This window comes from Uliginosibacterium sp. H1 (assembly GCF_036017065.1).
Lineage (GTDB): Bacteria > Pseudomonadota > Gammaproteobacteria > Burkholderiales > Rhodocyclaceae > Uliginosibacterium.
In genome coordinates this window covers 248618-273384 of the sequence record NZ_JAYXHR010000002.1, presented here as the reverse complement: position 1 = coordinate 273384, position 24767 = coordinate 248618, and the positions used below count along the sequence as shown (strand labels likewise).

26 protein-coding genes are annotated in these 24767 nt (G+C 67.6%); 8 read left to right on the top strand and 18 right to left on the bottom strand.

Translation table 11 applies throughout. The annotated features are described in order from the left end of the window. Positions 1–171: 171 nt before the first annotated feature. Positions 172–1158, bottom strand: coding sequence for a Bug family tripartite tricarboxylate transporter substrate binding protein (locus tag VVD47_RS10780; RefSeq protein WP_327603467.1), 987 nt, complete (start codon positions 1156–1158; stop codon positions 172–174). A 239-nt stretch (positions 1159–1397) separates the two neighbouring features. On the opposite strand from VVD47_RS10780, the gene VVD47_RS10775 reads away from it, so the two are divergent. After that, on the top strand, positions 1398–2171 hold the full coding sequence (locus VVD47_RS10775) for a DUF481 domain-containing protein (RefSeq protein WP_327603466.1): 774 nt from the start codon (positions 1398–1400) through the stop codon (positions 2169–2171). Positions 2172–2180: 9 nt separating this feature from the next. Continuing rightward, a complete protein-coding gene (locus VVD47_RS10770) occupies positions 2181–3020 on the top strand; it encodes an aminoglycoside phosphotransferase family protein (RefSeq protein ID WP_327603465.1) in 840 nt (279 codons plus the stop codon). A 19-nt stretch (positions 3021–3039) separates the two neighbouring features. Here the strand turns inward: VVD47_RS10770 and VVD47_RS10765 are convergent, their stop codons facing one another. After that, the gene (locus VVD47_RS10765; protein ID WP_327603464.1) at positions 3040–3291 is read right to left on the bottom strand and encodes a hypothetical protein; all 252 of its coding nucleotides are present in this window, start codon (positions 3289–3291) and stop codon (positions 3040–3042) included. A 49-nt stretch (positions 3292–3340) separates the two neighbouring features. Continuing rightward, positions 3341–4351: a tRNA dihydrouridine(20/20a) synthase DusA gene (dusA, locus tag VVD47_RS10760; protein WP_327603463.1), complete on the bottom strand. Its 1011-nt coding sequence runs from the start codon at positions 4349–4351 to the stop codon at positions 3341–3343. 118 nt (positions 4352–4469) lie between these two features. Between dusA and VVD47_RS10755 the strand changes: the two genes are divergently transcribed. From VVD47_RS10755 to VVD47_RS10730, 6 genes are all read left to right on the top strand, one after another. Then, positions 4470–5048, top strand: coding sequence for a transglutaminase-like domain-containing protein (locus VVD47_RS10755; RefSeq protein WP_327603462.1), 579 nt, complete (start codon positions 4470–4472; stop codon positions 5046–5048). A 43-nt stretch (positions 5049–5091) separates the two neighbouring features. Then, positions 5092–6126 carry an Ldh family oxidoreductase gene (locus VVD47_RS10750; RefSeq protein WP_327603461.1) on the top strand — a complete coding sequence of 345 codons (1035 nt, stop codon included), beginning with the start codon at positions 5092–5094 and terminating at the stop codon, positions 6124–6126. 261 nt (positions 6127–6387) lie between these two features. After that, positions 6388–6846 (top strand): reverse transcriptase-like protein, encoded by a 459-nt coding sequence (locus VVD47_RS10745; protein WP_327603460.1) that lies wholly within the window; start codon positions 6388–6390, stop codon positions 6844–6846. A 21-nt stretch (positions 6847–6867) separates the two neighbouring features. Continuing rightward, entirely contained in the window at positions 6868–8025 is a 1158-nt protein-coding gene (gene dinB / locus VVD47_RS10740) for a DNA polymerase IV (RefSeq protein ID WP_327603459.1), read from the top strand. Between the two features lie 100 nt (positions 8026–8125). Next, positions 8126–9022, top strand: a complete 897-nt coding sequence (locus tag VVD47_RS10735; RefSeq protein WP_327603458.1) for a DMT family transporter — start codon at positions 8126–8128, stop codon at positions 9020–9022. A gap of 518 nt (positions 9023–9540) precedes the next feature. Continuing rightward, the gene (locus VVD47_RS10730) at positions 9541–10875 is read left to right on the top strand and encodes a hypothetical protein (RefSeq protein ID WP_327603457.1); all 1335 of its coding nucleotides are present in this window, start codon (positions 9541–9543) and stop codon (positions 10873–10875) included. Positions 10876–11383: 508 nt separating this feature from the next. Here the strand turns inward: VVD47_RS10730 and VVD47_RS10725 are convergent. The 15 genes from VVD47_RS10725 to VVD47_RS10655 all read right to left on the bottom strand — a co-directional run bounded on the left by VVD47_RS10725 (position 11384) and on the right by VVD47_RS10655 (position 24714). Next, the gene (locus tag VVD47_RS10725) at positions 11384–12406 is read right to left on the bottom strand and encodes a formylglycine-generating enzyme family protein (protein ID WP_327603456.1); all 1023 of its coding nucleotides are present in this window, start codon (positions 12404–12406) and stop codon (positions 11384–11386) included. Beyond that, positions 12403–12621 carry a KTSC domain-containing protein gene (locus tag VVD47_RS10720; protein WP_327603455.1) on the bottom strand — a complete coding sequence of 73 codons (219 nt, stop codon included), beginning with the start codon at positions 12619–12621 and terminating at the stop codon, positions 12403–12405. Before VVD47_RS10720 ends, VVD47_RS10725 begins: the two co-directional genes overlap by 4 nt. 102 nt (positions 12622–12723) lie before the next feature. Beyond that, a complete protein-coding gene (locus VVD47_RS10715; RefSeq protein WP_327603454.1) occupies positions 12724–14106 on the bottom strand; it encodes a HAMP domain-containing sensor histidine kinase in 1383 nt (460 codons plus the stop codon). Beyond that, a complete protein-coding gene (locus VVD47_RS10710; RefSeq protein WP_327603453.1) occupies positions 14103–14840 on the bottom strand; it encodes a response regulator transcription factor in 738 nt (245 codons plus the stop codon). Before VVD47_RS10710 ends, VVD47_RS10715 begins: the two co-directional genes overlap by 4 nt. A gap of 70 nt (positions 14841–14910) precedes the next feature. Continuing rightward, a complete protein-coding gene (locus tag VVD47_RS10705) occupies positions 14911–15834 on the bottom strand; it encodes a hypothetical protein (RefSeq protein ID WP_327603452.1) in 924 nt (307 codons plus the stop codon). Continuing rightward, positions 15831–16139: a hypothetical protein gene (locus VVD47_RS10700; RefSeq protein ID WP_327603451.1), complete on the bottom strand. Its 309-nt coding sequence runs from the start codon at positions 16137–16139 to the stop codon at positions 15831–15833. The genes VVD47_RS10705 and VVD47_RS10700 overlap by 4 nt, the downstream gene beginning before the upstream one ends. Then, complete coding sequence (locus VVD47_RS10695; RefSeq protein WP_327603450.1) at positions 16136–16576, bottom strand: hypothetical protein; 441 nt, start codon at positions 16574–16576, stop codon at positions 16136–16138. The genes VVD47_RS10700 and VVD47_RS10695 overlap by 4 nt, the downstream gene beginning before the upstream one ends. 169 nt (positions 16577–16745) lie before the next feature. Beyond that, positions 16746–17417 (bottom strand): HAD family hydrolase, encoded by a 672-nt coding sequence (locus VVD47_RS10690; RefSeq protein ID WP_327603449.1) that lies wholly within the window; start codon positions 17415–17417, stop codon positions 16746–16748. Positions 17418–17455: 38 nt separating this feature from the next. After that, entirely contained in the window at positions 17456–18769 is a 1314-nt protein-coding gene (locus tag VVD47_RS10685; RefSeq protein ID WP_327603448.1) for a pectate lyase family protein, read from the bottom strand. Positions 18770–18791: 22 nt separating this feature from the next. Continuing rightward, positions 18792–19679: a hypothetical protein gene (locus tag VVD47_RS10680; protein ID WP_327603447.1), complete on the bottom strand. Its 888-nt coding sequence runs from the start codon at positions 19677–19679 to the stop codon at positions 18792–18794. Positions 19680–19698: 19 nt separating this feature from the next. Then, positions 19699–20268 (bottom strand): LemA family protein, encoded by a 570-nt coding sequence (locus tag VVD47_RS10675; protein ID WP_327603446.1) that lies wholly within the window; start codon positions 20266–20268, stop codon positions 19699–19701. Between the two features lie 107 nt (positions 20269–20375). Further along, positions 20376–20585 carry a hypothetical protein gene (locus VVD47_RS10670; protein WP_327603445.1) on the bottom strand — a complete coding sequence of 70 codons (210 nt, stop codon included), beginning with the start codon at positions 20583–20585 and terminating at the stop codon, positions 20376–20378. 101 nt (positions 20586–20686) lie between these two features. After that, a complete protein-coding gene (locus tag VVD47_RS10665) occupies positions 20687–22360 on the bottom strand; it encodes an MFS transporter (RefSeq protein WP_327603444.1) in 1674 nt (557 codons plus the stop codon). Between the two features lie 220 nt (positions 22361–22580). Further along, entirely contained in the window at positions 22581–24053 is a 1473-nt protein-coding gene (locus tag VVD47_RS10660; RefSeq protein ID WP_327603443.1) for a sensor histidine kinase, read from the bottom strand. Beyond that, positions 24028–24714, bottom strand: coding sequence for a response regulator transcription factor (locus VVD47_RS10655; protein ID WP_327603442.1), 687 nt, complete (start codon positions 24712–24714; stop codon positions 24028–24030). Before VVD47_RS10655 ends, VVD47_RS10660 begins: the two co-directional genes overlap by 26 nt. Positions 24715–24767 lie beyond the last annotated feature (53 nt).

Below are 24767 nucleotides of genomic sequence, written 5' to 3'. Positions count from 1 at the left end.
TGTTTCGCGGAGCGGATCAAGGGATGCCGGATTCTACCGGTCGGGTCCTGCCACGATGTCAGGCCCCTGTGGGCACCCATGTTGCATTTGGCTCAACATGACAACGGTGCAACGACAGACCCAGAAAAAAGGGCCGCGATGGCGGCCCCTGTGTGCGATTGCGCTTGCGGCTCAGTCGACCTTCGCCCCCGACCGCTTCACCACCGCCGGCCAGCGTGCCCACTCACTCTTCAGCAGCGCGGCGAAGTCTTCGGACGAGCCACCCGCCGGTTCGGCGCCGGCGGCCAGCATCCTGCTGCGCACGTCGGGCATGGCGAGGATGTCGGCGATCAGTTTGTTGAGTCGCGTCACGTGTTCGCGCGGCATGTCGACGGGGGCGAGGATACCGTTCCAGGTGGTGGCGTCGAAACCCTTGAAGCCGAGTTCGGCAATCGTCGGCACGTCGGGGATGGCGGCGGAGCGTTTGCCGTTGGACAGGGCGAGGATCTTGATCTTGCCGGCGGCCACCAGCGGTTGCACGTTGGACAGCGCCATGAAGCCCATGTCCACCTCGCCGGCAGCGATGGCCTGGGCGGCTTGCGGGCCGCCGGGGTAGGGGATGTGCACGCTGAACACACCGGCGTCGACCTTCATGGTCTCCATGGTGAGGTGCGACAGCGAGCCGTTGCCGACCGAAGCGTAGTTGAGCTTGCCGGGGCGGGCCTTCACGTAGCTCACCCAGTCCTTGAAGTTGTTCACGCCCAGTGTGCTGCGCACCACCAGCACCTGTGGCTGGGTGGCCGCCAGGATGATGGGCGCTAGGTCACGCGCCGGATCGTAGGCCAGCTTCGAGAACAGCGACGGCGCCACCGTCAGCGGGCCGTTGTAGCCGAGCAGGATGGTGTGGCCGTCGCGTGCCTTGGCGACGTTGTCCACACCGATGGTGCCGCCCGCGCCGACGCGGTTGTCGACCACCACGGGCTGGCCCAGGGAGTCCTTGAGCTTGTCGGCGATCAGCCGCGCGACGATGTCGGGTGAGCTGCCGCCCGGGGCGGGCACCACGAAGCGCAGCGGACGGCTGGGCCAGGTCTGCGCCTGCGCGGGGGCGGCCAGCAAGCTGGTCAGACCGATGCCGAGCAGGACGTTCCGGATGAGGGAAGAGACAAAGCGGACATGCATGGGATGAGGACTCCGGACAGCGTTGTAGGAAGGCGCCGATACAGCCGCGGCGCGCAGACGCGTATTGTCGGCGTCATGAACGACTGTCGATAGTGGCGAAAACCGCAGGTCGAGGGGGCGAGGAGGCCAGACCTGCCGCGCGTTGTGCCCTGGCCGGAACAACCGGCGCGGATTACCCACTAACAGCACGAGGCTGCCCGCCAAGAGGCACCCCACCCCCTGCGACTTCTGGATCGATCATGAGAGAGAGCATTCTTTTGCGTGCGGCCGTTCTGGCTGCCTGCCTGGCGCCCCTTGCTGGCGCCGCCCAGCCCACCGACAAGGACATCGGCCGCTATGTGAGGACGCCCTCACTGGGTGGCGATGGCACCTGGAACGGGTCTCTCGGCCTGGGTTTCACCATCAACCGCGGCAACAACAACTCCACGCAGGGCAGCCTGTTCGGTGATGCTACGCGTTCGCGCGAGCAGGACCGCGCGGTGTTCCGTGGCCTGGCGGTGCGCAACTCCAACAAGGGCCAGACCACCGACGACAACGCCAACCTTGGCGGCCGTTACGAACGCAACATGAGCGAACAGACCTTCGGCTACGGCGACATCCTGTTCGAACGCGATGCCCGCCAGGACCTGGAGCTGCGCCAGTCCTACAGTACGGGTCTTGGCTACCGGCTGGTCCGCACCGACCGCAACCAGCTCAACCTGTATGCCGGCGTGGGCTACGTCATCGAGGACAACGATGTGAAGCCCAACGAGAGCGGCCTGGAGCTCCAGTTCGGCGAGGACTTCGCGTACGCGCTGACCGACTCCAGCAAGATCACCCAGCGCTTCATCGTCGTGCCGAAGTCGGTGGGTCAGGGCGGTGCGCGCTATGCGTTCCAGATCGACCTCAGCACCAAGATCGTCGACAAGCTGGGCCTGCAGCTGAGCGCCCTGCAGAAGTACCGCGAGAACGTGCTGCCGAACCAGAAGAAGTCGGACCTGACGATCTTCACCGGCGTTACCGCCAAGTTCTGACGGCGCATCGTGGCCAGCCCGTCGCATGCGTCTGTCGGGCTGGAAGCGGTGTTCGCACCCTGGCTGCGGCGCTGGCGGCTGAGCCCCGACGGCGAGCCTTTCTCCACGCGCGGCAGCCACCTCATGCCGGTGCGCCACGACGGGGCGCCGGCCATGCTGAAGATGGCGCTGGATGCCGAGGAGCAGAACGGCGCCCGCCTGATGCACTGGTGGGAAGGCGAGGGGGCCGCGCAGGTGTTCGCGCACGATGGCAACGTGCTGCTGATGGAGCGCGCGGTCGGCACGGGTTCGCTGTTCGACATGGCGCTGGACGGACGCGATGACGAGGCCAGCCGCATCCTGTGCGCGACCGTCGCACGCCTGCATGCGCCCCGGGTGAAGCCCCCGCCGGAACTCCTGCCGCTGGAACAGTGGTTCACCGCGCTGCGACCGGCCGCTGCCATTCACGGCGGCATCCTGTCACGCTGCCTGCGCACCGCCGAGGACCTGCTGGCCTCGCCACGCGACCAGGTCCCGCTGCACGCCGACATCCATCATTGCAACGTCCTCGACTTCGGGCCGCGTGGCTGGCTGGCGATCGATCCGAAGTGGGTCATCGGCGAGCGTGGCTTCGATTACGCCAACATCCTCTGCAACCCGGACCTGCCCATCGTGACGCAGCCGGCACGCCTGCGTCAGCAGGTGGATGTAGTGAGCGCCGCGGCGGAGCTGGAGCGGCGGCGCCTGCTGCAATGGGTGCTGGCCTATGCAGGCCTGTCGGCCGCCTGGTTCATGGAGGACGACGACCCGCTGGCCGAGAGCGACCTGCTGGTCGCCCGCTACGCCGCCACCCTGCTCGACGAGGCCTGAGCCCCGCCCTCGCTGTGGCTTACTTCAGCTTGTCGGCGGTGAAGATCGTGGCCTTGTTGCCGACGAAGCTCACGCTGACGCTGGCCTCACCCTCACGCCACACGCAGTTGCGCACCATCAGCGCATCGCTGCATTCGCCCGGCTCGCCGATCAGCGCCTTCACTTCGTCGAAGGACATGCCGAGCTGCACCTTGTCGTAGTTGGCCAGGGTGAGTTTGCTGCAGGCGGAGAGTGCCAGCAGGGACAGCAAGGGCAGGGCGGTCTTGTGCATGATTGGTTTTCTTGTAGTGGTCGTTCTTGTCGTGATGGCTGTGGCGGACTCAGGCGGCCTCGGCATCGGGCCTGGCACCGACCTGCGCCCAGGCCTGGCGGATCAGTTCCGGCTTCGCGTCGCGCAGCAGGGCCGGGTCGGACAGCATCTGGCGGAAGCGCCGCGCGCCAGGCAGGCCGTTGGCGAAGCCCAGCACGTGCCGCACGATGGCCCGCAGCGGCGTGCCGTGCTCGCCCTGCTCGCGCGCCGCGTAGTCCACCAGCGTATCGATGATGCTGTCGCGCGACGGCGCCCATTGCGGGTCGAAGAACGCGCGCTCCCATCCGGTGAGTGCCCAGGGGTTGTGATAGGCCTCGCGACCGATCATCACCCCGTCGGCATACGTCAGTTGCGCCGCCATCGCCTCGGTGGTGGCCAGCCCGCCGTTGGCGATGATCTCCAGCTGCGGGAACTCGGCCTTCAGTTGCGCCACGATGTCGTAGCGCAGCGGCGGGATCTCGCGGTTCTCCTTCGGCGACAGGCCCTTCAGCCAGGCGTTGCGTGCATGCACGATGAAGGTGCTGCAGCCGGCTGCGCTCACGGTGGCGACGAAGCCGCGCACGAAGTCGTAGTCCTCCACGCGGTCGATGCCGATGCGGTGCTTCACCGTCACCGGTAGCTGTGTCGCCTCGCGCATTGCGCGCACGCAGTCCGCCACCAGTTCCGGTTCGGCCATCAGGCAGGCGCCGAAGGCCCCGCGTTGCACCCGCTCGCTGGGGCAGCCGCAGTTGAGGTTCACCTCGTCGTAGCCCCACTCGTCCGCCAGCTTCGCGCAGCGCGCCAGGTCATCCGGCTCGCTGCCGCCCAGTTGCAGCGCCAGCGGGTGTTCCGCCGCGTCGAAGCGCAGGTGGCGCGCCACGTCGCCATGCAGCAGCGCGCCGGTGGTCACCATCTCGGTGTACAGCCAGGCGTGCGGCGACAGCAGGCGGTGGAAGTGGCGGCAGTGGCGGTCCGTCCAGTCCAGCATGGGCGCGACGGACAGGCGGCGTGGAGGCAGGGCAGGGCTTGAAGCAGCAGGCATGACGCGATTTTACCGCCTTGCCCTGCGCGGCCGTGCTGCAGGCGCGGGATAATCAGGCTCCCGCCGCCGCGTTCCACGCGTCACGCTCCGTCATCGTCTTCGGCCGTCCCGCCTCCGCATGCAGCCCTATCTCGCCGTCAGCACGTATATCGATTTCGACGCCCCCGACGTGGCTGCGCTGGCGCGTGCGCTTGCTCGCGACGCCGATGGCGAGCATGCGCTGGTGCGCCGCTGCTTCGAATTCGTGCGCGACGAGATCCGGCATAGCTGGGACCATCGCCTCAACCCGGTGACCTGTCGCGCGTCCGAGGTGCTGCAGCATCGCACCGGCTTCTGCTACGCCAAGAGCCACCTGCTGGCCGCGCTGCTGCGCGCCAACGGCGTGCCCACCGGCCTGTGCTACCAGCGCCTGTCAGTGGGCGAGGCCGGAGCGCCCTACTGCCTGCACGGGCTCAACGCCGTCTTCCTGCAGGATCACGGCTGGTACCGCCTGGACGCGCGTGGCAACAAGCCCGGTGTGGCGGCGGCCTTCACGCCACCGCAGGAGTCACTAGCCTTCGCGATTCGGGAGCGCAACGAACGTGATCTTCCCGAGGTCTGGGCCGAGCCGCTGGCGGTGGTCGTCGCGGCCCTGCAGGCCAGCGAGACGGTCGAGGACGTGGCCGCGAACCTGCCCGACCTGCCCCTGATTGCCTGAGCCTTTCTCCATCCGATCCGCATCCATTCCAGCGAGAGACACCGTGACGACCGACAGCCTGTTCCGCATTCCCTACGACCAACTGAGCGCCGCCGTCGCCACGGCGCTGCGTGCGCACGGCGTGCCGGAGGCTCTCGCCGCGACCGAGGCCGCGATCATGGCCGAGGCCGACCTGCACGGCACGCCCTCGCACGGCGTCAAGATGTTGCCGGCCCTGCTGCGCGCGCTGGACAGCGGGCTGGCCAGCGCCGACCCGCAGATCCGCACGGTTACCGACTTCGGCGCCATCTGCGTGCTGGATGGTGACAACGGCATCGGCCGTCATGTCGCGCTGACCGCCATGCAGACCGCGGTGCAACGCGCGAAGCAGTTCGGTGTCGGCGTGTGCGTGGCCAAGCGCACCACCCACTGGGGCCGTGCCCATGCCTACGCGCTGCGTGCGGCGCAGGCCGGCTGCATCGGCTTCTGCACCACCAACGCGGTGCGCTCCATGGCGGCCTGGGGCGCCACGAAGCCGGTGATCGGCAACAACCCCATCGCCATCGGCGTGCCGCGTGGCGAGGCCGAGCCGCTGGTGCTGGACATCGCGATGAGCCAGGCCGCGGTCGGCAAGGTGACGACCTGGCTGCGCGAAGGCCGTCCGCTGCCGGCAGGCTGGGGCGTGGACGCGCAGGGCCGCCCCAGCAGCGACCCGCAGGCCATCCTGTCCGGTGCGGTGTCGCCGATGGGCGGGCACAAGGGCAGCGGCCTCGCGCTGATGATGGAAATGATGACCGCCGCGCTGGGCGGCGGCGACTTCTGCGACGACATCGTGGTGCCGCCCGGCGGCATCGAGACCAATGCCAGCAAGATCTTCATCGCGCTGAACGTAGAGGCCTTCGGCGCCGGCAACGACTTCGCGCCGCGCATCGATGCCTTCATCGACTACCTGCGCGCCGAGGCCAGCGACAACGAACCCTTCCTGTATCCCGGCGAGCGCGGCTGGCAGGACTGCGCGCGCAACCTGCGCGACGGCGTGCCGCTGCACGAGGAGATCGTCGTTTTGCTGAAGCAGGCGGGTGTGGCGCTGGGGAGATGACGTGACGTCGTTCTGCACGACATGTTCAAGGCAGTTGCGTTGGCTGAGCGAGTAGAAGCCAGGCCACAAGCGGCGCTTGCCCTTCGACGGGCTCAGGGCACGGTTCTGCCGTTGGCTGAGCTTGTCGAAGCCAACCTGCCGAAGCCGTACCCGTTGATCGGAGCCATCGAACTTCAGGAGCCATGCGGGCATGTCGGAGCCCGGAGGCACGTGCGCCTCCTGACGTATCCGGACATCGCCCTGCACTAAGCTCACGCGCCCATGACTTCCCGCGCGACGACACCGCTGCCGCCCGACTGCTGGCTCATCCACTGCGACGGCACGGCCCTGCCCAACCCCGGCCGCATCGGCATCGGTGTATTGCTGCGCGCGCCGGACGGCAGCGAGCATCGCCTGTCACGTACGCAGGGCAGCGGCTGCAACAACGAGGCCGAGACACGTGCCTTGCTGCTGGCGCTCGCAGAAGCGCAACGCCTGGGCGCACAGCACCTGCGTGTACTCAGCGACAGCGACGTGCTCGTCCAGCATGTCGCCGGCAGCGCGAGCACCGCCGTGCCGCGACTCGCCGCACTCTTCGCCGAAGTCCGTGACACGCTTGCGCAGTTCACGCAGGCCGAACTGCTGTGGGTGCCACGCCACCGCAACAGCGACGCCGACACCCTGGCGCGCGCCGCGCTGGGCCTGCCCGCCAAGCCGGCGAAGCATCCTTCACATCGCTGAGCCCTCGCCGCAGTACGCATCATGAGCAACCCGCCGCGCCGCATCGCCCACCTCGACATGGACGCCTTCTATGCCTCCGTCGAGTTGCTGAAGTACCCGGAGCTGCGCGGCCAGCCGGTGGTCATCGGCGGCCGGCGCGACCACCAGCCGGTCATGCAGGCGGACGGCACGCGACGCTTCGCGCGCTTGCGCGACTACGCCGGCCGTGGCGTGGTGACCACCTCCACCTACGAGGCGCGCGCGCTCGGCGTGTTCTCCGCCATGGGCGTCATGAAGGCCGCGCAACTCGCGCCGGACGCCATCCTGCTGCCCACTGACTTCGATGCCTATCGCCATTACTCGCGGCTGTTCAAGGCGGCGGTGCGCGCCATTGCGCCGCAGGTGGAGGACCGCGGCATCGACGAGATCTACATCGATCTCACGGATATCGATGAAGCGAGTGAGCCGCTGGCACGACGCCTCAAGGCAGCGGTGCGCGAGGCCACCGGCCTGTCCTGTTCCATCGCCATCACGCCCAACAAATTGCTGTCGAAGATCGGCTCCGACCTGCAGAAGCCGGACGGCCTCACCCTGCTGGGCATGGACGACGTGCCCACACGCATCTGGCCGCTGGCGGTGCGCAAGATCAACGGCATCGGCCCCAAGGCCGGCGAGAAGCTGGCGGCGCTGGGCATCCACACCATCGGCGAACTGGCCGCGGCTGCGCCGGAGCTGCTGCAGGAACACTTCGGCCTCAGCTATGCCACCTGGCTGCGTAGCGTGTCGCAGGGCCAGGACGAGCGCGAGGTCGTCACCGAATCCGAACCCAAGTCGATCAGCCGCGAGACCACCTTCGAGCGCGACCTGCACGTGCGGCACGACCGCGCGGCACTGACCGAGATCTTCACCGCGCTGTGCATGAAGCTCTCCGATGACTTGCGCCGCAAGGGCTATGTGTCGCGCACCATCGGCATCAAGCTGCGCTTCGAGGACTTCCGCACCGTCACGCGCGACCTCAGCCTGCCGGTGGGCATCGACGACGGTGCGGCGATCCGCCGTGCTGCGGGGGAGTGCCTAAAGCGCGTCGAACTGAACCAGCGCCTGCGGCTGCTCGGCGTACGTGCCAGCACGCTGACCCCCGCGTCCGAAGATGACTTCCCGCAACCCGAGCAACAGCAATTGCGGCTGGACGGGGGGTGAGCAGCCGCATCATGTAGACAGAGTCCGCTTTCCGCCGCGCCCGGTCACATACGGATGTCATCATCCTGCCTGCACCACACGTTGTCTCCCGCATCACACCATGCCTGTTCCCCACGATTTCCTCGCGCTAGCCGCCGCCACCTGCTGGGCCGTCGGCGCCATGCTGTCGGTGACGCCCGCGCGTCACCTGGGCACCTTCGCTTTCAACCGCTGGCGCATGTTCTCGGTGGCGCTGATGCTGTGGACGGTCACCCTGCTGGGTGGCGGGCTGGGCGTCGTATCGCCGTGGATGCTGACGACCATGGCGCTGAGTGGCCTCGTCGGCATCTTCGTCGGCGACAGCGCCCTGTTCGCCGCCATGAACCGCCTCGGACCGCGTCGCGCCGGCGTGCTGTTCGCACTGCACTCCGTATTCAGCGCCGCGCTGGGCTTCGTGTTCCTGGACGAGCGCATGGGCGCCCAGGCCGCACTCGGCGCCACGCTCACCGTATCCGGCGTGATGACCGCCGTACTGCTCGGCCGTCGTCGCGAGGAGGACCACGCCTGGGAAGCCGACCGCGGGCCGATCGCCATCGGCGTCGCGCTCGGCCTGCTGTCCGCGCTGTGCCAGGCGGTCGGCACCTTCATCGCCAAGCCGGTGATGGCCGCCGGCATGGACCCGTTGGTGGCCTCCGCCATCCGCACCACCGTGTCCTGCGCGGCGCATTTCGCATTGCTGTGGGTCGGCTTCGCCGGCGCGCGTGCGCATCAGCCGCTGACCACGCGGATGCTCGGCCAGACCGCGCTCAACGGTTTCATCGGCATGGGGCTGGGGATGAGTTGCCTGCTGTGGGCGTTGCGCTACGGCGATGTGGGCACCGTGGCGGTCCTGTCCTCGGTGTCGCCGGTGGTGGTGTTGCCCTTGCTGTGGTGGCGGCTGGGGCGAGCGCCCGCACCGGGGGCGTGGGTGGGGGCAGGGCTTACTGTGTTGGGGACGGCGTTGATTTTGTCGCGGTGAAGAGTGCGCGCGACCTGCGTGGATGCCACGCAGCATGTGTCCGCCATTCCTGCGCGCTACGTGAGCTTCGTTCCCTGAGCTTGTCGAAGGGATCGAAGCGGTCGAAGCCGCTGTAACCGCTGTAGGGTGGGCTCAGCGAGCCCACGCGCCCTGGTTTGTTCTACCGGCTCCCGCCGTAAGCGCATTGCTTGCTCGTTACGCTTGGCCGGGAGTTCGCCCCAGCGGGCGAGTCACCTTTTGCTGCGCGGCAAAAGGTAACCCAAAAACGCGCCCTGCTTCCGCCGCCACGCTTCGCATGGTCCCCTGCGCTGCGCGCCATGCCGAGCGGCTGCGGAACTCGCCCTCGCTACGCTCGGTGCTCAAACAGTCCTCGCCGGGTTGCCGAGCCATACTTCATGTGTGCTATATCATCCGGGCAAATGCCTTTTGGCTATTTCACCTAACTTGAGTTTCGCGCGGCGGCTGCCACCTCATTTCCGCAATAGGCGTCAAACCTGAGAACACGAAAGGCGCATGCAATGCATATCAATAAAGTAGTAAGTTTCTTGAATTCTTGGCATGTCGCGAATGTCGAGTTCAAGTCACAACTTCAAGATATACAAACTGCCCTCAATACGTTTCACGATGAGTTTTTGACCAAGACTGACTTTGAACTTCCTCGTGAGTCTTGGGGGGCTGCGCTTACCTCTCTTGGCTGGGAGTCCGGAGGTCGCACTGTGTATACCAATGGTGTGCGTACAAGCTTCGCCGCGTTGGGTCCATGGAAGGATGGTGTTGCTGCAACACCAGCAACGACCATAGACATTTTGGGTAGATGGCTGTTTCAGCGAAGCAGTCTGGCTGTGCGCCTCCAGATCGTGCGTATGCCAATCCTGCTTCTTCCTACGACAGAGTACGCACGCCGCCTCTCAAACCGGTTCATGTCGAGGGTGCCCTTTGAGAGTGTGAAGAAGCAGCTAGACGCATTGGTCCCGTTGAGCCATAGCACCCCGTTCCTGATTCTGGGGTACTCAGACATGCCAGACTTAGTCAGTCCGGAAGTGGACGAATTGACTTCTTACTTCACCGAACAAAATCGCTTGTTCGAAAGATCCATCGAATTTCCTCCCGAGTACCACCAAGCAGGGATCGGAATACTTAGCTTCTTCGGAACCTATCTTCGAGAACGGTATCCGCGCGCCGATGCAGTGGTCCGCATAGAGCAAGATGGCTTGAAGGTGCGGCTCATTGTCCAGGGCAAAGATGGAGCAAAGGAGGTCGTGGAGAAGGCGCTGCAAGAGTACGAGCTAGTGGTTTCTCAGGCTAAGACTCCCGAAAGCGTCGTTGCAGATCCACGACTTATTTTGGAGCTGCGGCAAGAGATCAGAATTGCGCAAGTTCGCATCGAATCTCAAAGGGACATCATTTCCTTACAGGAAGGTCGGATTGACCATTTGCTAGAAATTATCGGCGCGGGCTTGGCGAAGCCATCTGTAGTGACCATAGACTTCAAGCCACGCATCGCTCTATCAAACGTCCAGACAGACCGTGTGGTATCTAGCGCGATAGAAACGCTAGAAGAGCTCAAGGATTTGCTGCCTGTCGCGAGTCCTGCTCAATTGGCGCTGGACGAAGTCCAGCAATCGCTGGAGACAATCGAGCGGGAAGAAGATCCCACAAAGGTTCAAGCTAGCAGTGCCCTTGAGAAGCTCCGAGCTTTTTTAGAGAAGGCCCGTGAGTCATCAAGCGAGTTGAGAGGGGTGATCGAGGCTACGGGAAGCGCTGTTGACGCGGTGCAGAGACTTGCTGGTAAGTACAACCGGATTGCTGAATGGTGCGGACTGCCTCAGGTTCCATCGGTGTTCACCAAATGAATCGGGTAACACAGCCTACGTACACCCTGCGCGATAAGTGCGACAACCGAAGGGTGTTTCTTCTGCTTAGAAGCACGGAGTAACAGGCCAGCACGGCTTTACGTCCCCTCTGTAGCCGCCGAGCAGCACAGCCGTGACGAGGAATCGCGCGTAGCGCGACGGCGAGGATGTCTGAGCGCGTGGCGCGAGTTCCGCAGCCGCTCGGCATGGCGCGCAGCGCAGGGGACCACGCGAAGCGTGGCGGCGGAAGCGGGGCGCGTTCTCTGCATACTCTCTGCCGCGCAGCAGAGAGTATGTCGCCCGCCGGGGCGAACTCCCGGCGCGGCTTAACGAGAAAGCACAGCACTTACGGCGGGAGCCGGAAAAACAAGAACAACAACAAAGCAAAACCAACGTCGCTGGATTCCCGCCTTCGCGGGAATGACGGAGTTTCGCGGGTGGCTCGGTAGTCCGCGCTACGACGCCAGCACGGAGGCTCTTTTCCCGCCAGAGGTGCGACAGGATCGCCCTAAGGTTTGAGCGGTGCCGCCGGAGCGCTCGCCCCCACCTCCCGCACCAACCTCATCCCCACCAACGTATACCGCGTACTCGGCGCATTCCAGTTGCGATACGCCGAGCGCGTGTAGAAGGCCCAGGTGTGCCACGAGCCACCGCGTCGCACGCGAACGTCGCCGCTCTCCGGCCCTTGCGGGTCGTCCACCGGCGAGCGCGCGTAGTAGTTGTCGTCATGCCAGTCCGAAACCCATTCCCACACATTGCCGTGCATGTCGTACAGGCCGAAGGCGTTCGGCTTGAAGCTGCCGACGGGGGACGTGAAGGCGTAGCCATCGGCCGACTGCGCGAAGGCGGTCCACTTCGGCCAGTCGCGCGCGGTGTCGGTGTCGAAGAGGTTGGCGAAGCCGTTGAGCGACTGCGGGGCGTCGCCGCTGGAGAAGCGGGTGCGGGTGCCGGCGCGGCAGGCGTATTCCCATTCGGCTTCGGTGGGCAGGCGGTATCGACGGCCCTCGCGTTCGCTGAGCCATTTCGCCAGCGCTTGCGCATCGCCCCAGGTGACGTTGGTGACCGGGTGGTTGTCGTCCTGCGCGAAGCCGGGGTTGCGCCAGGAGTACTTGGGGTCGCGGCCTTCGAAGGCGTCGCCGCGCGGGGTGGTGGCGGGGTCGTAGTCGCGGTTGAAGCCGTAGCCGCCGGTGCCGTCGGCGATGGACTCGGGTACGTAGCCGCTGGCTTCGAGGAAGCGGCGGAACTGGCCGACGGTGACTTCGTGCTGGCCGAGTTCGAAGTCGCGGGTGATGCGCACGCGGTGCACCGGCGCTTCGTCGGCCAGCAGGGTGAAGCGGCGGGCTTCGTACTGCGGGAAGTCGCGCGCCAGTGTTTCGGGCGATTCGTCGTTGCCCATCAGGAACTCACCGGCGGGTACGCGCACGAACTTCATGCCGATCGAGCTTTCTTTGCCTGGCGTTCCGGCGACCGGTGGTGTGGTGGAGCAGGCACACAGCAGGAGGAGGGTGGCGAGCGGCCAGCAGGACTTCATGACACGCGCCTCTGCGGGAACTCGTCCTCGATGTTGTCACGGTAGTAGCTGGCCGGCGATCCGCTGCCGAGGAAGCGACGGGCGATCTCTTCGCCGACGCCGGTGTGCTGCACGGTGCGTCCGCCTTCGAACTCGATCTCCAGCACGCGGGCGCCGCGGTCGTAGCCGGCTGACTTGATGCCGCCGCGGCCCAGGGGTTTGCGTTCGATGGACATGCTGCGCTCCTGCGGTGGAACGATGGGGGCACACACTATAGAGCGTGTGGCAGGTGCTTCGTCACCGTGACGGGGTGGCCTGCCCGTCCGTTCAGCGGGGCCTCAGAGCGGCAGGCTGACCTCGAAGCAGGCGCCGCCGCCGGGGCGGGGCGAGCAGCCGGCGTCGCCGCCGTGCAGCCGCGCGATGCGGCGCACCAGCGCCAGGCCGTAGCCACTGCCTTCGCCGCGTTCCGCACTGCCGGCGATGCGGTAGAAAGGCTCGAAGATCCGCTCGCATTCCTCGTCCGGCACGCCGGGTCCACGGTCCAGCACGCGCAGCAGGGCGCGGCCGCCGTCGCGCACCACCTCCACCTCGATGGGCGAGCCGGGCGCATAGCGGCGGGCGTTGTCCAGCAGGTTGCGCACCAGGTGGCGCAGCAGGCGCGCATCGCCTTGCAGGCTGACGGGCTCTCCGCCGGCGCTGGCGTCGGCACGCGCGGCTTCCTCGGCGGCGAGGCCCAGCAGGTCGACGGTGCCGAGGTTGAGGCGCGGCGCTTCGTCGGCCAGCCGGCTGGCGAGCAGCAGGTCGCCGATCAAGGCGTCGAGTTCGGCGATGTCGCGGGCGATCTGCGCCTGCAGGTCGGGGCGCTCCTCGCCGATCAGGTCGATGGCCATGCGGATGCGCGCCAGCGGCGAGCGCAGTTCATGCGAGGCGGAGGCCAGCATGGCGCGCTGGCTGCTCACCAGCGCTTCCACGCGATCGGCTGCCTGGTTGAAGCGGGCGGCGAGTTCGGTCACTTCGTCGCAACCGTCGATGGCCATGCGCGTCGACAGCCTGCCTTCGCCCCAGGCATCGGCCTGCGCCTGCAGGCGTTCGATGCGGCGCGTCAGCCGGCGTGACACCGGCCAGGCGGCGACGCCGAGCAGCAGGACGAACCCCGCCAGCCAGGCGAGGACTTCGCGCTTGGTCTGCCAGCCGAAGTAGATCAGCACCTGGCGGTCGTCCGGCAGGACGTACTGGTGGCGGTGCCTGGCCTGCGTGTCCAGCTGCATCGGCATGTCGTGTTCCGACGCGGCGATGCGCTGGCCCTGGGCGTCGTACAGGGCGATGTCGCCGGGCACGATGCGGTCGATCTGCTCCAGCGTGCGGTCCAGCTCGTCCGGGCTGTCGGTGGCCGGCAGCAGGCGTGCCAGCAGATCGGTGAGGTCCGGGCTGTTGCGCGGGTCCACGATGTTGCGGTTCAGCGCGCCGGAGGATTCGGTGCCGAAGTACGGCCCGACGACGTTGCCGATGAGCCAGAACACGCTGCCGACCAGCAGGAATGCCAGCAGCATCATGCAGACGAGGCCGACGTAGATCTGGCGGTACAGGCGGTGGCGCACGTAGCTGCGGCGCGCGCCCACCGGCCGCTTGCAGGCGCGTGCGGCGAACAGGGCGAAGGGGCGGCAGTCCGGCTCCGCAGCCTTGCCCGGGCCGGCAGTGGTCTCGTGTCGCGGGGTGTTCATTGTTCGTCCTGCCGTTGGGCGAACACGTAACCGGCACCGCGCACGGTGACGATGCGGCGCGGGTTCTTGGCGTCGTCGCCGATGGCGGCGCGGATGCGCGAGATGTGCACGTCGATGGAGCGGTCGAAGGCCTCCAGCGCATCGCCGCGTGCCAGCTCCAGCAGGGCCTCGCGCGACAGCACGCGGCCGGGGTGGCTGGCCAGCGCCAGCAGCAGGGCGAACTGGTGAGACGTCAGCGCCACGGCCTGGCCGTCGAGGCGGGCTTCCAGCGCGGCCTCGTCGATCTCCAGCCGGCCGAAGCGCAGCACCCGCCTGACATCGCCATGGCCGCCACCGTGAGCCGTGCCGCCGCCGTGGCCGTTGCCATTGGTCTGCGCACGGCGCAGCAGGGCGCGCAGGCGCGCCAGCAGCTCGCGCGGGTTGAAGGGCTTGGGCAGGTAGTCGTCGGCGCCGAGTTCCAGGCCGACGATGCGGTCCACGTCCTCGCCGCGCGCGGTGAGCATGAGGATGGGCAGGCTGCTGCGCTCGCGCAGGCGGCGACACAACTCGAAGCCGTCGCCGTCCGGCAGCATGGCGTCGAGGATCAGCGCGTCGTAGTGCGCCTCGCGCAGCATGCGCTCGCCATCGCCCAGGGTCGGCGCGACCGTCACCGGCAGGCCACGGCCGCCGAGATACTCGGCCACCATGGCTGCCAGCGAGGCATCGTCGTCGATCATCAACAGGCGTTCGCTCACGCTTGCTTTACTCCGGGTGGGACGGCGCGACCTTGCGCCGTCCGGGCGATGGCTGTTGCCGTGACAGGGATCAGAAGCGCAGGGAGCCGGTGACGCCGAAGATCGGCGCGCTGCCGAGGTCGTCCTGCACGATGTCGTCGCCGTTGGCGTTGCGCAGCTTCAGCTCGCCGCCGAAGGCCATGCCGGCGTAGGCGTCCACGCCGATCATCGGCGTCGGCTTCCAGGACACGTGCGCGAACACCGGGATGTAGTTCACCTCGCCGATGCCATTGCGCGCGCGGACGTTGTCGGTCGCCAGGCGGAACTCGCTGCTGCGCCACGAGCCACCGAGGCCCAGTTCCCACTGGTCGTTGAAGCGGTAGGCCAGCTCCAGGCCGGCCGGGCCGCTGGGGCCGACACCCAGCGGGTTGAACAGGCGCCACTGGTCGTTGAATCGCCAGTCCACGATGAAGAAGGGGAAGACCTTCACTTCGTCGTCGAGGCCAGCGAAGGTGGCCAGGCCGATACCCAGGCGACGGTTGGGGCCGTAGCTGCGCATCGCGCCGGCGGTGAGGCCCCAGGTCAGCGCCTCGCCTTCGTCGGCGCCGTCTTCCATCGCCCATTCGGCGCGCGGCGTCACCATCAGGCGCCAGTCGTTGTTCAGCGGCGTCGTGAACGGCACGCCGATCGAGTAGCGCTGGATGTCACCCCAGGGGGCGCCGCCGAAACGGTTGCTGCCGTCGAACTTCCAGTTGTCCTGCTCGGCGCGGAACTGCAGGCCCAGCGAGGAGCCACGCGCCAGGTTGCGGCTGTGGTTGATCGACAGGATGGCGCTGTCGACGCTGGCCGTGCCACCGGCGTCGAGATCGGCCTCGCTCATGCCGACGTAGCCGGCGGAGATGGAGGTCTGGCTGGCCGGCGGTGTCTGGGCGATGGCCTGGCCGCTGAGGCCACTGAGGCCCAGCAGGGAGACGGCGAGGCCGAGGGTGTGCGGTCGCAGGGAGGCAAGCGTCATGTCGTGCAGTCCTGGGGAGGTTGGGAAGGATGGTGGAAAGACGGCCGGAGGGCGGCAGGCGCTTCCTCGCGCACGCTGCGGCCATCCTCGAAGACGAACAGCGAATCCGTGCCGACGTCCTCGGCGCAGTCCGGGCAGGCAGTAAGGATACGCGTCAGGCCGGCGGGTAGCTCGTCGGCGGCGTGCAGCGAGCGGCTGTCGCCGCAGACCGGGCAGCACAGGAGTGGCGCGACGACGCGGGTCTGCGGCCAGACCTGGCGTAGCGTGCCGCGTGCCGGCGAGGGCTGGTCCAGCACCGCGCTCACGGGCGTGGCTCCGGGTTGCCGCGCCACAAGGGGCGCTGGGCCGGGCTCAAGGGCTCGCCGAGATCGGCCAGCGTGGCCAGCAGGCGGCTGTCCTGGCGCGCCCTGTTCAGCGTACCCAGGCCCACGGCGTCGGCCCCCGTCTGGCGGCTGGCCAGATGCGCGGCGATCAGGGGGTCGCTGCTGTCGGTGCTGGTCGCGGCCGCGCCGTCGCGGGCGGGGCAGGGGATGTCCGCCGCATTGGCCTGCCAGGCGAACAGCCCGGCCCCCAGTGCGAGTGCGCTGATGACCAGCAGCCAGCCGCTGCGGCGGGCGCGCGGGTGACGGTCGTCGAAGCGGCGCAGGGGCGGGTACTGGGGCGGGATATCGGCTGCGACCGGGGCTGCTGCGACCGGGGCCGGTGCGGCGGGACGGTCGGCTTCGTGGTCCTGTTGGCTCATGGCGTGACTCCGGGGGATGCCGGAACTGGCATGGACAGGATGCTGGGGGGCCGTGCTTGCTGGTCTTTCTCTGGCAGGTAAAGAAATGTGAACCTGCGAGATGTGTGATGCGAACCCGCCGCGGTCGTGCAGGCCCGTAGCGCCGCCGGCGGGCGAGCCGCAACGGTGCTCAGCCTGCCAGCAGGGCCAGCGGGAAGTCAGCCAGGCTGGCGATCACCTGGTCCACGCCGTGGTCCGCCCCGAGTTGCGCAGCGCGGGACGGGTCCGCCAGCGCGATCAGGCAGCCGACCCCTGCCGCCCGCGCGGCACGGAAGCCGGACACCGCGTCCTCGACGACGATGCAGTCCTGCGCGGCCGGCCCCAGGTTCGCGGCGGCCTGCAGGTAACAGTCCGGCGCCGGCTTGCCGGGGCGGCTGCCGTCGTCATGCACGATGCGGGTGACGTCGAACCAGCGCGCCAGGCCAAGGTGGGCGATGAAGAAATCGAGATTGCGCCGGTCCGACGAGGTGGCGATGGTGCGCGGCACGTCGGCTGCCACCAGCGTGTCGAGCAGCCGGGTGGCGCCCGGCGACAGCACGAAGATGTCCGGCCGTTGCAGGCAGCGCTCGCGATACAGCGACTCCTTCTGCTGCGCGAGCGCTTCCAGCTCGGCGCCGGCCACGGGCCGCCCCAGCAGGTAAGCCAGGATGCTGGCGTTGGGTCGGCCGTGCACGTGGTGCTCGAACTCGTGGGCGTCCAGCGGTCGGCCGCGCAGGCGCAAGGCCGCGGCCTGCCAGGCTTCCTCGTGCAGCGCCGCGTCCCACAGCAGCACACCGTTGAAGTCGAAGATGACGCCTTGCATGGGCTGCCCTCGTCCCGTCTTTTTCAACGTGCCGGGCGTCAGCGCGCCGGTGCGACCAGCTCGTCCGACAAGCGCTTCAGCCAGCCGGCCACATCCTCCTTAGGCACCTCCAGCTTGCGGCGCACGGGTGTCGCCTGCGGGTAGCCACCCACATCGTTCTGGCTGTCGATGATGCGGCCAGCACCATTGCGCACGTCCGCCACGATGCGGCGGTCAACGCTGTCGCGGTCCAGCGGGCGGGCGCCTGCGTTGCCGAGTACGTTTTCCCGCACATCCCTGGCCGCGATGGCCTTGAAGTTCGCCGGCCAGACCGGCGGGGCCGCCAGTCGCTCCACGTACGGGCCGACCTCCGGCACCGGTCGAAGCAGGTAGTTGCCGCCGGTGATGTTGTCGCTGGCATACACCTCGGCCTTGCTGGTGTTGCGGCCGGCGACATTGGTCGTGAAAAAGGCGACGTCGCGTGTGTCGCGGCCGCGGATCAACTCGTTGCCCACCACCGCGATGCGCGGCACGGCGGGCAGGCTGCGGCCTTCCCATTCCGGTGCCCACCAGCCGGCCCGCACGATGGAACGGCCCGGGTTGTAGATGAGGTTGTTGGCCACCACGCCGGTGGTGCCGCCCTTGAAGTAGGGGTTGCGCTCGTCGTTGTGCGCGTACAGGTTGCCGATGATCGCGACGTCGCGCACGTCGTCATGCACCAGCGTGCCCTTGGAATGCGGTTCGCGCTTGGAGTGCGCCGAGTGCTGCAGGCCCTCCGCGATGATGTTGTTCGACAGGGTGACGCGGCGCGAGGTGCCCTCAGGCCCATCGTGGCGGGGGCCGGAGATCGACAGGTTCTCGTCCACCGCCCAGGCGAAGGAACAGTGGTCGATGACGATGTTGTAGGCGTTCTTGCCCTGCGTCGTGGCATCGACGTCCCAGCCCTTCGTGAAGCCGGGCTCGGTGTACTTCGGCTCGCCGGCGTCGCCCATGCGGAAGCGGATGTGCTGCATCAGGATGTCGTGGGTTCGGATGTCCAGGCCGCCGCGGATCAGGGTGATGCCGGGGCTGGGGGCGGTCTGGCCGGCGATGGTGACGAAGGGCTCGCGGATGTCGAGGTTGCCCTTGCCGAGGTCGATGATGCCGGCGACCTCGAACACCACGACGCGTGGACCCTTCTCGTCCAGCGCGGCCTGCAGCGACCCGGGGCCGCGGGCGTCGAGATTGGTCACGCGGACGATGCGGCCGTCGAGGCCGGCTTTCGTCTCGCTGCCGAAGCCGACGAGGCCGAGGCGGTCGGCAATGCTGTCCTGCGCCGGGCTGGCGCTGGTGACAAAGCAGAGTAACAGGGCGAGCAGGGGGCGGAGCGTCATGGTGTGTCGCGTCGGCGGGGGTTCAGGATGCATGGTGGTACAGCTGCCAGGCCCACGCGACCAGCGCGAAGAAGGCGGCGAGGCATGCCCAGGCATGACGTTGGTAACGGCGCGACAGGGTGCGCGGGTCGAGGTCGCTGATCAGCAGCACGCGGCCATCCGGGCTGTGCTGCAGGTAGTGCGTGGGGGCGGTGCGCAGGTCCTCGCGCTGCTCGGCGCGTACTTCGCGTTGCGCGGCGGCGCGGGCGAGCTCCCACTCCTGCATGTCCAGCTCGCCGTTGCGGTCGAGGTCGAAGCGGGCATGCGCCTCGCCGTTCTGCTTCCAGGCGGCCAGCTTGTGGCCGAGGCGGGCGCGCGCCGAGGGACCGTCCACGCTGGCGCTGCGCGAGCTGAGGTGACCCTGCACGTACAGCTGCTGTCCGGGGGCCAGCACGCGCAGGATGTGGCGGAAATTCCCGTCGGTCTCCACGTGCTCCTGGCTGCACACCACCTTGGCGCCGTGGCTGTCGACGAAGGCCTCGCCGGTGGCGTCGGCCACCACGAAGCTGCTGTCGCTGCATTCCTCGCTGCGACCGACCCAGCGGTCGTTGTTGTCGCGTTCCTCCACCTTGTAGTGATACCAGAGGCAGGGCAGGTGGGTTAGCGGCGAGCGTAGCGGTACGCCCTGCAGCTCACGGCCGCGCCCGGCAATGCTGACGAAGCCTTGCGGCGCGGTGGCGATCGGCACCAGCGGGGCATCGGCGATGCGGCGGTGCAGGCGGTGGCAGTACACCCAGCCGCACAGCGCGATGCCGGCACCTGCCAGGGCCATGCCCAGGGGCATGGAGCCGTCGCGCCAGAGGGCCAGGACGGCCATGCTGACGAAGGCCAGCATGCCGCCCCACTCGGGCAGCGTGTAGCGCAGCTGCATGGATGTGCCGCGACGCGGCTCAGCGCGCGAACAGCGCGGCGACGTCCACGTCGGCCTTCTCGGCGGCGGCGAATTCCAGCAGCGGCTTCTCGTCGAAGCGGAACATGCGGGCGACGATCAGGTCGGGAAACTGCTCGACCCGCACGTTGTTGATGTTCACGGCGGCGTTGTACAGCTCGCGGCGATCGGCGATGGCGTCTTCCAGGCTGCTGATGCGCTGTTGCAAGGCCAGGAAGTTCTCGTTGCTGCGCAGCTCCGGATAGTCCTCGGCCACCGCGAAGAGGCGGCCCAGGCTGGCGCGCAGGCTGCCTTCGGCGTCACCCAGTGCGGCGACGTCCTGGTGCTCGCGCGCATCCGCCACCTGCGCGCGGGCGGCGATCACCCGCTCCAGCGTGGAGGATTCGAAATCGCGCTGCTGCTTGCACACCTCGATGAGCTTGGGCAGTTCGTCGTGACGCTGCTTCAGCAGCACGTCGATGTTGGCCCAGGCCTGCGCCACGTTGTGCTTGAGGCTGACCAGCCCGTTGTAGAGCATGATCGCGTAGATCAGCGCAACGCCCAGTGCAGCGAGGAACAGCCAGCTTGCCATCGTCGTGTCTCCCAGTGAGGATGCGGCGACGATAGCGGTAGCGGGCTACCCCCGCAAGTCGGCGGCTGCCGGCCGGTCTGCGGGGAGGGCAGGGGGGACTGGCGTGCTCAGCGGTTCATCAGCTTGACGACCAGCCACAGCACGATGCCGATGGCAACGGCGCCACCGATCAGCAGCATGAACTGGCCGCCGCTCATCTCCATGTCGGCCACGCCACCGGTGCCGGTATCGCCGCCTGCGGCCAGTGCGAGGCTGCCGACGGTGGCTAGCGAAACCGCAGTGGCGGTGCGGAAGGTTCTTTGCAGGATGGTGGACATGAGGATCTCCGTGAAAAAAGCCCCCGGCTGACCGGGGGCTGTGATGGCGGGCGGCGGGGCACAGCGCCCCTGCACGCCCTCAGGCACTGCGAGGAACCGGTTCAGCCGTGCTCCAGCACGCGGTCCTTGGTTTCGGGCAGGAAGAACGTACCCACCACCAGGGTGATCACCGCGATGACGATCGGATACCAGAGCCCGTAATAGATGTCGCCCGTCGCGGCCACCATGGCGAAGGCGGTGGTCGGCAGGAAGCCGCCGAACCAGCCGTTGCCGATGTGGTACGGCAGGGACATCGAGGTGTAGCGGATGCGCGCCGGGAACAGTTCGACCAGCCAGGCGGCGATGGGTCCGTACACCATGGTCACGTAGATGACCAGGATGGTGAGCAGCACGACCATCATCACGTAGTTGATCTTGTCCGGATCGGCGGCGTCCGGGTAGCCCGCGGTCTTCAGCGTGTCGTTGAGCGACTTGGTGAAGGCCGCGGCCTTCGCCTTGCCGTCGTCCGCCGACAGGTTGGCCCCTTCGTAGCTCGCCACCACCACGTCGCCGACGCGGATCTCCGCCACCGTGCCCGGGGCGGCGGCGACGTTGCTGTAGCTGATGGCCTTCCTGGCCAGCGCGCTCTTCGCAATGTCGCAGGAGCTGTTGAATTTGGCCTTGCCCACCGGGTCGAACTGGAAGGAGCACTGGGCCGGATCGGCCACCACAGTCACGGGGCTCTTCTCCTGCGCGGCAAAGATGTCCGGGTTGCCGTACTGGGTCAGCGCCTTGAAGATCGGGAAGTAGGTCAGCGCGGCGATCAGGCAGCCGGCCATGATGATCGGCTTGCGACCGATCTTGTCCGACAGTGACCCGAACACGATGAAGAACGGCGTGCCCAGCGCAAGTGCTCCGGCAATCAGCAGGTTGGCGGTCTGCGCGTCGATCTTCAACGTCTGCAACAGGAAGAACAGCGCGTAGAACTGCCCGGTGTACCAGACGACCGCCTGACCGGCCGTGGCACCGACCAGCGCCAGGATCACGATCTTCAGGTTGCCCCAGCGGGCGAAGGACTCGGTCAGCGGCGCCTTGGAGGCCTTGCCTTCCGCCTTCATGCGCTGGAACACCGGCGACTCGTTGAGCTGCATCCGGATGTACACCGAGATCACCAGCAGCAGGATGGACAGCAGGAAGGGAATCCGCCAGCCCCACTCTTCGAAGGCTTCCTTGCCCAGCGCGATGCGCGTGCCGAGGATGACCAGCAGCGACAGGAACAGGCCCAGGGTCGCGGTGGTTTGGATGAAGCTGGTGAAGAGGCCCCGCTTGCCCGGAGGAGCATGCTCCGCCACGTAGGTGGCGGCCCCGCCGTACTCACCGCCGAGCGCGAGGCCCTGCAGCAGACGCAGCGTGATGAGGATGATCGGCGCCGCCACGCCGATGGTGGCGTAGGTCGGCAGCATGCCGACGATGGCGGTCGACACACCCATGATGAGGATGGTGACGAGGAAGGTGTACTTGCGGCCGATCATGTCGCCGAGGCGGCCGAACAGGATGGCGCCGAAGGGACGTACCGCGAAGCCGGCGGCGAAGGCCAGCAGCGCGAAGATGAAGGCCGATGTCTCGTTGAGGCCGGCGAAGAAGTGCTTCGCGATGATCGCCGCCAGCGAGCCGTACAGGTAGAAGTCGTACCACTCGAACACGGTGCCCAGCGACGAGGCGAAGATGACCTTCTTCTCCTCCTTCGTGATCCCCTGTCTGGTGGCGCCCGCTGCAGTTGCGGATGCTTGGTTCATATCTCCTCCTCTTGTGGGTATGTGTCGGCTGGGCCAGCACTGTCGGCAGGACGGACCGGGGCCAACTGCGCCGGGAGGCTATGCCCGCTTTCTGACGAGTCACTTACGCGCACTTACGATGTGCTTACGCAATGTGGCTGCGCGCGCAGCAAGAAGGAAAAATGCTTTTGGCATCAACCGGAAAGCGTTGTGCTGCAAGGCTTTCCGCGGGCGTAGGGGATTACCCGTGGGTGTAGAAGGAGGGCGGTTTGCCGCGCTGCAGGATTACCCGCACACAGGTGCCGCGGCCGTCCGCCGGCGCTTCCATGAAGGCGGTGCCGCCATGCAGCGCGGCGATTTCGCGCACGATCGCCAGCCCCAGTCCGCTGCCGGCGACGCTGCTGCCCAGCACGCGGTAGAAGCGTTCGAACACCCGGTCCTGATCTTCCGCCGGCACGCCCGGGCCATCGTCCAGCACGCCGATGACGACCTGCTGGCCGTCGTCGCTGGCCCGTACCGACGCCGTGACGTGGCCGCCTTCCGGCGTGTACTTCACGGCGTTGTCGACGAGGTTGGACACCATCTCGTGCAGCAGCACCGGGGACCCCGGCATGGTGAGGCGCTGCCCCGCGCTGTCGACGCCGATGTCGATGCTCTTCGCCAGCGCGCCCGGTACGTGCTCCGCCACCGCGGTGCGCACCAGTTCGTCGATGTCGATGATCTCGAAGGCGTGCACCTTGTCCGAGCTGGCCTCGGCGCGCGCCAGTGACAGCAACTGGTTGATGAGGCGCGTGGCACGCTCGGCCCCCGTCAGCGCGCGCGACAGCGACATGCGCACCTGCTCCGGGTCGGTCTCGGTCAGCGCCAGCTCGGTCTGCATCTTCAGCCCGGCCAGCGGCGTGCGCATCTGGTGGGCGGCGTCGGCGATGAAGCGGCGCTGCGCCTGCAGGTTGTCCTCCAGGCGCGCCATCATGTCGTTGAACGCGTTGACCAGCGGACGCACTTCCTCCGGCACCGTGCCCGGGTCCACCGGCGACAGGTCGCCCGGGCTGCGGCTGCGGATCAGGCCCTGCAGCCGCCCCAGCGGCGCGATGCCGCGCGACAGGCCGAACCACACCAGCAGCACCGCCAGCGGAATGATCGCGAACTGCGGCAGCAGCACGCCGGAGACGATGCGTGCCGACAGGCTGTTGCGCTTGTGGCGCGTCTCCGCCACCTGGATCAGCGTGAAGCTGCCGTCGCTGTCCGGCTGGTCATGCACCGCCATGTAGGCGATGCGCACGTCCTCGCCGCCGATCTCGCCGTCGCGGAAGAACACCTCGCGGCTGGGTAGGCGGCCGCTGCCGTCGAGCGCGGGAATCTCGGTGTCACCCGCCAGCAGGCTGTGGTCCGGCGAGACGATCTGGTAGTACACCGTGTCCTCGGCGTCCGCACGCAGCAGGCGGCTGGTGGACTGCGGCAGGTCGACGCGCAGGCGGCCGTCGGCATCGCTGCGCAGCAGGTGCGACAGTGCCAGCACCTGCTCGGACAGCGCGTTGTCATAGGGCTGGTTGGCGATGCGCGAGGCCACGTCGTAGGTGGCGATGATGGAGATGGGCCACAGGAACAGCAGCGGCGCCAGCATCCAGTCGAGGATCTCGCCGAACAGCGAGTAGCTGCCGCGGCCGCTTTCGCCTTCCGCGCGCGCCCTAGCGCGCCGTCGGCGCCACGGCATCCGGCTTCTCCAGGCAATAGCCCAGGCCGCGCACCGTGGCGATGCGCAGGCCGCTCGGCTCGATCTTCTTGCGCAGGCGGTGGATGTACACCTCGATGGCATTGATCGAGACTTCCTCGCCCCAGCCGCACAGGTGATCGACCAGGTGTTCCTTGCTCACCAGGCGACCGGCCCGCAGCAACAGCATTTCCAGCACGCCCACCTCGCGGGCCGACAGCTCGACGAATTCGCCGGACACGCTCACCGAGCGGTCGCTCTGGTCGAACTGCAGCGGCCCCAGGGTGATGGTCTTGCCCTGGCCGGTGCCGCGGCGGGTCAGCGCACGCACACGGGCCTCCAGCTCGGGCAGGGCGAAAGGCTTGGTGAGGTAGTCGTCGGCGCCGGCATCCAGCCCGGCGACGCGGTCTTCCACGGCATCGCGCGCGGTGAGGATCAGCACCGGCGTGGCCACCTTGCGGGCACGCAACTTCTGCAGCACTTCGATGCCAGAGAGCCTGGGCAGGCCGAGATCGAGCACCAGCAGGTCGTAGGTCTGGGTGCTCAGCGCGCTGTCGGCATCACGGCCGTTGCCCACGTGGTCGACCGCATAGCCGTGGCGCTTGAGGGCGCGGGCCAGTGCGTCGGCGATCAGTTCGTCATCTTCGGCCAGCAGTATGCGCATGCGCCGGTCTCGTCCGCGGGGAAGGTATGGGCGGAACTATAATCTGGCGCTGG